At 30.6% G+C, this 7,810-nt stretch carries 8 protein-coding genes; 7 read left to right on the top strand and 1 reads right to left on the bottom strand.

Going from position 1 to position 7,810, the window contains the following annotated elements:
- Positions 1–78: 78 nt before the first annotated feature.
- The 7 genes from N5D03_RS11195 to N5D03_RS11165 all read left to right on the top strand — a co-directional run bounded on the left by N5D03_RS11195 (position 79) and on the right by N5D03_RS11165 (position 7,135).
- Positions 79–2,100, top strand: a complete 2,022-nt coding sequence (locus N5D03_RS11195) for a M13 family metallopeptidase (protein ID WP_280051693.1) — start codon at positions 79–81, stop codon at positions 2,098–2,100.
- A gap of 52 nt (positions 2,101–2,152) precedes the next feature.
- On the top strand, positions 2,153–2,437 hold the full coding sequence (locus N5D03_RS11190; RefSeq protein WP_115002022.1) for a rhodanese-like domain-containing protein: 285 nt from the start codon (positions 2,153–2,155) through the stop codon (positions 2,435–2,437).
- Positions 2,438–2,622: 185 nt separating this feature from the next.
- A complete protein-coding gene (locus N5D03_RS11185; protein ID WP_038333651.1) occupies positions 2,623–3,189 on the top strand; it encodes an RNA polymerase sigma factor in 567 nt (188 codons plus the stop codon).
- Between the two features lies 1 nt (position 3,190).
- A complete protein-coding gene (locus N5D03_RS11180; RefSeq protein WP_125350386.1) occupies positions 3,191–3,397 on the top strand; it encodes a hypothetical protein in 207 nt (68 codons plus the stop codon).
- 15 nt (positions 3,398–3,412) lie between these two features.
- Positions 3,413–4,231, top strand: coding sequence for a small-conductance mechanosensitive channel (locus tag N5D03_RS11175; RefSeq protein ID WP_114999934.1), 819 nt, complete (start codon positions 3,413–3,415; stop codon positions 4,229–4,231).
- A gap of 307 nt (positions 4,232–4,538) precedes the next feature.
- Complete coding sequence (rpsO, locus tag N5D03_RS11170) at positions 4,539–4,808, top strand: 30S ribosomal protein S15 (protein ID WP_038333654.1); 270 nt, start codon at positions 4,539–4,541, stop codon at positions 4,806–4,808.
- 140 nt (positions 4,809–4,948) lie between these two features.
- A complete protein-coding gene (locus N5D03_RS11165; RefSeq protein WP_038333655.1) occupies positions 4,949–7,135 on the top strand; it encodes a polyribonucleotide nucleotidyltransferase in 2,187 nt (728 codons plus the stop codon).
- A 51-nt stretch (positions 7,136–7,186) separates the two neighbouring features.
- On the opposite strand, the gene N5D03_RS11160 is transcribed toward N5D03_RS11165, so the two are convergent.
- On the bottom strand, positions 7,187–7,645 hold the full coding sequence (locus N5D03_RS11160) for a hypothetical protein (protein ID WP_280051692.1): 459 nt from the start codon (positions 7,643–7,645) through the stop codon (positions 7,187–7,189).
- Between the last annotated feature and the right edge of the window lie 165 nt (positions 7,646–7,810).

The following is a 7,810-nucleotide window of genomic DNA, read 5'->3' as shown; positions in this document are numbered from 1 at the left end:
TTAATACTTTATTTAGTAAATTTGTAACAAACGTCGTATTAATTTCGACATATCATATCAAAAATACTTAGTAGAAATATGAAAAAACAACTATTTGTTGCTGCATTTGCATGTACTTCTGTTTTGGCAATTGCGCAAGAATCATATCAGGCTTTTAATCCAAATTATATGGATAAGTCTGTTCGTCCTCAAGATGATTTATATAATTATGTAAATGGTAATTGGATGAAAATTACAGAAATTCCTTCTGATAGAGCAAGATGGGGAAGTTTCGATGAGTTGAGAGAGAATACAGATAAAGTATCGTTGAAATTGGTAAAAGATTTATTGAATAATAAATATGCTCAAGATTCTAATGAACAAAAAATTTCTGATTTATATTCGGCTTATACAAACATGGAAGCTAGAAATAAAACAGGAATTGCTCCAATTCAGAAATACTTTAAGCAAATTGATGCAATCAAAAATTTGACAGATTTACAAGCGTATTTAACAGAGGTTACTCCAATTGGTGAGAATCCATTTTATGGTGTATCTGTTTATACTGATATGAAAAATAGTACGCAAAATGCTGTTTATTTAGGAAGTGTTGGATTAACTTTAGGTAAAACATATTACCAAAAAGAAGATGCTAAAAACACTGAAACTTTAGCTAATTTAAATCAATATATCGATCAAGTTTTTCCTTTTACAGGATCTAAAACTCGTGATTTAAAAGGGCCAAAAATTGTGGCTTTCGAAAAAATGATGGCGAAATACATCAAAACTGTTGAAGAAGATCGTGATCCAAATAAATCGTACAATCCTGTAAAATTATCAGAAGTTAAAAATTTAACGAAAAATGTTGATATTGAGCGTTATGTAAAAGCGTTAGGAATTAATCCAGAAACGGTAATTATTGGTGAATTAGATTATTATAAAAATTTAGATAAAATCTTAAATCAAGAGAATTTACCTTTGATTAAGGATTATTTACGTTTTAAATTAATCAATTCTTATGCAAGTTATTCAACATCTGATTTAGATAAAATTAATTTCGAATTTTACGGAAAAACTTTATCTGGTCAAAAAGAGCAACGTCCATTAGAAAAAAGAGGTTTAGCGTTTGTAAATGGCGCAACAGGAGAATTATTAGGACAAATTTATGTGAAAGATAATTTTCCACCAGAGGCAAAAGCAAAAGCTGAAGAATTAATCAGTTATTTATTCAAATCTTTTGACAAACACATCAAAGAATTAGATTGGATGTCTGACGCAACTAAAACGAAAGCGTTAGAAAAATTAAACAAGTTTACTGTAAAAATTGGTTACCCTGATAAATGGAAAGATTATTCTGGATTACAAGTAAAATCTTTGGCAGATGGAGGAAACTTAATTGAAGATGTAATGGCAATTAGCAAATGGCGTCAAGCAGAAAACTTGAAAGATTTTGGAAAACCAGTTGACAAAACTCGTTGGGGAATGTCGCCACAAACTGTAAATGCATATTTTAATCCAACTAATAACGAAATTGTTTTCCCAGCAGCAATTTTACAACCACCTTTCTATGATTATAGAGCGGATGCAGCTGTAAACTTTGGTGGAATTGGAGCAGTTATCGGTCACGAAATTTCTCACGGATTCGATGATTCGGGAGCTAAATTTGACGGTGATGGTAACTTAGTAAACTGGTGGACACCACAAGACGAAGAGAAATTTGCAAAAGCTACTAAAGCTTTGGCTACGCAATATGATGGTTATGAACCAGTAGCAGGAACACACGTTAATGGTACATTTACATCTGGGGAAAATATTGGAGATTTAGGAGGAGCTTCTGTTGCTTTTGATGCATTACAAATGTATTTGAAAGATAAAGGAACTTACGGAAATATAGATGGATATACTCCGCAACAACGTTTCTTCTTATCTTGGGCAACTATTTGGAGAACAAAAGCGACTGACGAAGCGTTAGTAAATCAAGTGAAAACAGATCCACATTCGCCTGGATATTACCGTTCTTTTGGACCAATCGTTAATATTGATGCGTTCCACGATGCGTTTAAAACAAAACCAGGAGATAAATTGTACAAAGCACCAAAAGACCGTATTAGAATTTGGTAAGATGCTTGGCAAAATTATTGATTGGATAAAAAATAGAAATAGAATTATTAAAATGACAACAGTTGAAGCAATAAACAATGCTAATGTAACATTAGTAGATGTTCGCGAGCCTTTTGAATTGGATACAGATGGATTTGTTCCAAATGCGATCAATATTCCATTAGGAGAAGTTCCTACGAGAGTAGAGGAGTTTAAAGAAATGTCAAGACCTATTGTGGTTTTTTGTAGAAGTGGTAACCGTTCTGGTCAAGCTGCACAATATTTACAAGCACAAGGTGTAGACGAAATTTTTAATGGAGGAGGTTTTCAGGATGTCTTAGATGTTTTGGAGAAATAATTCGTAACAATTATTATTTTATAAAAAAACCGATAAATTTTTATTTGTCGGTTTTTTTTATATATTATTGTATTTTAGATAGATATTCGTTTAAGTTAAAGCTATTTTAAAATAAATATAAAAAAATCAAAAAAAACAAGTGACCAAATAGGAATAGGTGTGTCATATAAATGTAAGCAGTTGAAATGTCAAAAGATTCTATAGAAAATATTGCAGATGACATTTTGGTGTATAAGATTGTCGAGACAAAAAATCAACATTTGTTCGGTATATTGTATGATAGGTATGCGCATACGGTATATAATAAATGTTTGAGCTTTGTAGAAGATCAAGCAGAGGCGCAGGATATGACGCATGATATATTTGTAAAGTTGTTTGTAAAACTGAAAACATATCAATCAAAATCTAAATTCTCTACTTGGTTATATTCTTTTACATATAATTTTTGTGTCAATCATGTGCAACGAAAGATAAAAGAAGAAAGAAAAAATTATTCGGTAACGGATGATTTGGTTGATAACTATAATGATGAAATTATTGATGACAAAGAAATTTTTGAATTAAAAATCGAAAAACTAACGCAGTCCCTAAAGGAGTTGGATGTCGAAGAGAAATCTATATTACTCATGAAATATCAAGATGAATTTTCAATCAAAGAAATTTCAGAAACTTTAGAGATTGGTGAAAGTGCAACTAAGATGAGATTGAATAGAGCAAAAAATCGTTTACTAAAAATTTATAACGCTTTGTAAAATGGAAAATCCTTTTAAGACTATACTAGCCAATGAAAAGCTTCCAGAAACAATAAAACAAAAAGTTATGGATGATGTTGCTTTAATAAAATTATCGTTGGAGGTAGCCGATTTGGTTTCAGTAAAATATCCAAGTACAATTGGAAATTTTTTCGGAATCGGAAAAAAATCAATTAACAAACCGAACAAAAAAGATAAAGAAGGTTAACTATAAATAGATTATATGAATATAGGTTTAAATTTTAGCTTGTTAGAAAGCTTATATCAAGAAATGGTACTTATTTTTCCTAAAGTTGTAGGAGGTATCATATTCATTATCCTGTCGTATATCTTGCTAAAGTTGATTCTGATATTGACCAAGTACATATTGAAATTATCTAAAATAGATAATCTAAAAAAAGCATTAAATAATAACGAAGCATTAAAAAATTCGTCAATAGAAGTCGATCCATCTAAAATTATATTACAATTTGTAAGATTGTTTATCATCTTATTGATCATTATTATTGGCTCAGATATTTTTGGTTTAACAGTTGTTTCTAACCAAATAGGACGAATTGTAGATTATCTTCCACAATTTTTTAGTGCAGTATTGATATTTGCAGGAGGATTTTATTTAGCTAACTATATCAAAACTTTTTTGAGAAGTTTGATTAAATCAATTGATTTAAACGGAGCAAATATTATTAGTAATATCATTTTTTATATCATTTTGATATTTACAATTATTACTTCATTAAATCAAGCTGGAGTTAATACAGATTTAATTACGAATAATTTATCCTTAATCTTAGGATCGGTGTTCTTGACATTAGCCATCGCGTTTGGATTAGGATCAAAAGACGTTATTTACAGATTATTATTGTCCTTTTATACCAATAGAAATTTTGAAATTGGACAAAGAATTATCATCGAAGATGATGTACAAGGCGTGATAATTGCTATTAACAATATATGTATGACAATACAAACTGCGGACGAAAAAGTAGTTTATCCGATTAAAATAATAACAAATAAAAAAATACGAATTATAGAAGATTAATCTTACCTACCTAAACCTATTTTAATAATTATTAACTAACCTATGATTAATTATTGAAACAAGCCGACTTTTAACCTACCAACCAAAAATCGTGAAAGCAAGTCTTTTACAACTAACAAACTTATCCGATTTAGTAGAAAATTAAAATATCACTTTCTATTATCTATCTAAATCAAACTAAACCAAATTTTTAAAAAGTGACCGAATTAACCAATCGGTCACTTTTATTTTTGTACAAAGTTTATTATTTCATATAATAGTTGTACATTTGCACCTCATTACATAATAATTATTAAATAATATTGGCATGTACTTAACATCAGAAGTAAAAAGCGAATTATTCGCAAAGCATGGTAAATCTGCAACAGATACAGGATCTGCAGAAGGGCAAATCGCATTATTCACTTACAGAATTAACCACTTAACTGGTCACTTGAAAAAAAATCACAAAGATTTTAATACAGAAAGATCATTAGTTATGTTAGTTGGTAAGCGTAAAGCGTTATTAAACTACTTAAAGAAAAAAGATATCACAAGATACCGTGCGATTATCGCTGAATTAGGATTACGTAAGTAATTTTAAACACAATATAAAAGGGCAATTACGTAGAAATTGCCTTTTTTTTTGTTATAAATTAAAATAAGATATTTATCTTTATATAATGCAGTTAAAGCAAACGGCTTTAACTTTAGACGAATTAAATACTAAGAAGACGAATGATTCCACAGGCGATCACAGAAAAAATTACTCTTTCAGACGGAAGAGAAATTACAATCGAAACAGGGAAATTAGCAAAACAAGCTGACGGATCTGTGGTTGTACGCATGGGCGACACCATGTTATTAGCTACAGTTGTAGCAAACAAAGAAGCAAATCCAGGTGTAGATTTTTTACCTTTAACAGTAGATTATAGAGAAAAATTTTACGCTGCAGGACGCATCCCAGGGAATTTCTTCAGAAGAGAAGCAAAACCATCAGATGATGAAGTATTAACAATGCGTCTTGTAGACCGTGTTTTACGCCCAATGTTTCCAGAAGACTTTCATGCTGAGGTTCAGGTCATGATCTCACTTATTTCTTACGACAAAAATGTAATGCCAGAAGCTTTAGCTGGTTTAGCTGCATCAGCAGCCATTGCAATTACAGATATTCCTTTCACATTAATTTCAGAAGCTCGCGTTATTCGTTTGAATGGTGAGTTAATGATTAATCCTTCAAAAGAACAATTAGACCAAGCAGATATCGACATTATGGTTGGTGCTTCTAAAGATTCTGTTGTAATGGTAGAAGGGGAGATGAGCGAAATTTCTGAACGTGAAATGTTAGACGCAATTGAATTTGCTCATGCTGAGATTAAAAAACAAATTGAAGCACAAGAAAGTTTAGCAGCGAAAGTAGGTAAATCTTTACCAAAACGTGAATATAGCCACGAAACACACGACGAAGAAATTCGCGAAAAAGTATGGGCTTATGGATATGATAAATTTTATGATATCGCTAAACACCCATCTGATAAACACGAAAGAGGTGATAAATTTGCTCAAGTTGAAGCAGATTTCTTAGCTCAATACGAAGGAGATGAAGAAGAGTTAGCTCGTGTAACTCCTTTTGCTCACATTTACTTCCACGATGTACAAAAAGAAGCTGTACGTCAATTAATCTTAAACGAAGGAATTCGTTTAGATGGACGTGATCCAAAAACGATTCGTCCAATTTGGACAGAAGTTGATTATTTACCATCAACTCATGGTTCTGCAATCTTCACACGTGGGGAAACTCAAGCATTAGCTACAGTAACTTTAGGTTCTTCTAAAGATGCTAATATGGTTGATGGAGTTGTAACAAACTTCGACGAAAAATTCTTTTTACACTATAATTTCCCTCCATTCTCAACAGGTGAAGCTCGTCCATTAAGAGGAACTTCTCGTCGTGAAGTTGGTCACGGAAACTTAGCACAACGTGCTTTAGCGCAAATGTTACCTGACGATTGTCCTTATACAGTTCGTATTGTTTCTGAAGTATTAGAATCTAACGGTTCTTCTTCTATGGCAACAGTTTGTGCAGGAACATTAGCAATTATGGACTCTGGTTTACAAATGAAGAAACCAGTTTCAGGTATTGCAATGGGGTTAATCACAGATACTAAATCAGGGAAATTTACAGTATTGTCTGATATCTTAGGAGATGAAGATCACTTAGGAGATATGGACTTTAAAGTAACAGGAACTGCAGACGGTATCACAGCTTGTCAAATGGATATTAAAGTACAAGGTTTATCTATGGAAATCATGGAAACAGCTTTGTTACAAGCAAAAGAAGGTCGTGAGCACATTTTAGGTAAATTATTAGAAACTTTACCAGCACCTCGTCCACAATTGAAACCAAATGCACCAAAAGTTGTTGTAATTGAAATTCCTAAAGAATTCATTGGAGCAGTAATCGGACCTGGAGGAAAAGTAATTCAAGAAATGCAAAAAGAAACTGAAACAGTTATTGCAATTACTGAGTTAGATACAACAGGACGTGTAGAAATCAATGGTGTGATTCAAGAAAACATCGATCGTGTTGTAGAAAGAATCAAACAAATTGCTTTCGTTCCAGAAGTTGGTGAAACATATCATTCAGTTGTAAAATCTATCAAACCATTTGGAGCGTTTGTAGAGATTGCAAAAGGAGTTGAAGGTTTAGTTCACATTTCTGAATTAGAGCACAGACGTCTTGAAAAAGTTGAAGATTCTGTAAACATCGGTGATAAAATTGATGTTAAATTCTTAGGTTACGATGATAAAAAGAAAATGAAATTATCTCGTAAAGCTTTGTTGCCAAAACCAGAGAGAACAGAAAAACCTGCTAAATCAGCAGAGAAAAAAGAGGATAAACCTCAAGATAATAAAGAAGCTTAATTAAGTTTTGATATAAAGTAAAAAGTCCGAGATTTTCTCGGACTTTTTTTGTTATATAAATTCTAAATCTGTTTTTTTAAGATGTTTGATTTTATCATTTTTGTCTAAAATGCTATTTAGTTCATTAATAAAATTGATTAATTCATTATAATCTTTTTTATTTGATAAATAATTATTTTCTTCAAAGGCAGAAGTTAGAACAAAATGTCTATTGATAGTTTTATCACTAATAATAATATTTTTTCTTAGATTAGGTAGTGTAACAATTATTCCATGACCTTTTTGATAAATAGAGTCTAATCTAAAAATATTTTTATCTCTAATTAAGGAAATTATCTTTTCTTTTTCTTTTTGATCAAGAACGTTTTTTATTACAATAGTATCTTCAATATAATATTGCTCGAATTGATTTTTTTCAAAATTATATTTTCTAATTTCATCTATATATTCAAATGATAAATTAGTTTCATCAAAAAAATATTCAGGTTTTGATTTAGTTTGATTATTCAAAATAATAATGAAACCAACCATTCCAATAAAACCAATTAGAAAGCAAAGTAGATTAATGATTTTAATTTTTACTTTCACGATTCAAATTTTGTGTTAATTAAATAAAAATAATCTTTTTTTAACAATAAAACCTCAGTAAAACTTTATTAAATACTTAAAGATTAG

Source organism: Empedobacter sp. GD03861, from assembly GCF_029840885.1.
Taxonomy (GTDB): Bacteria; Bacteroidota; Bacteroidia; order Flavobacteriales; family Weeksellaceae; genus Empedobacter; species Empedobacter falsenii_B.
Note: the sequence above shows the minus strand (reverse complement) of the source record. Positions and strands in the feature narration are given on the sequence as shown.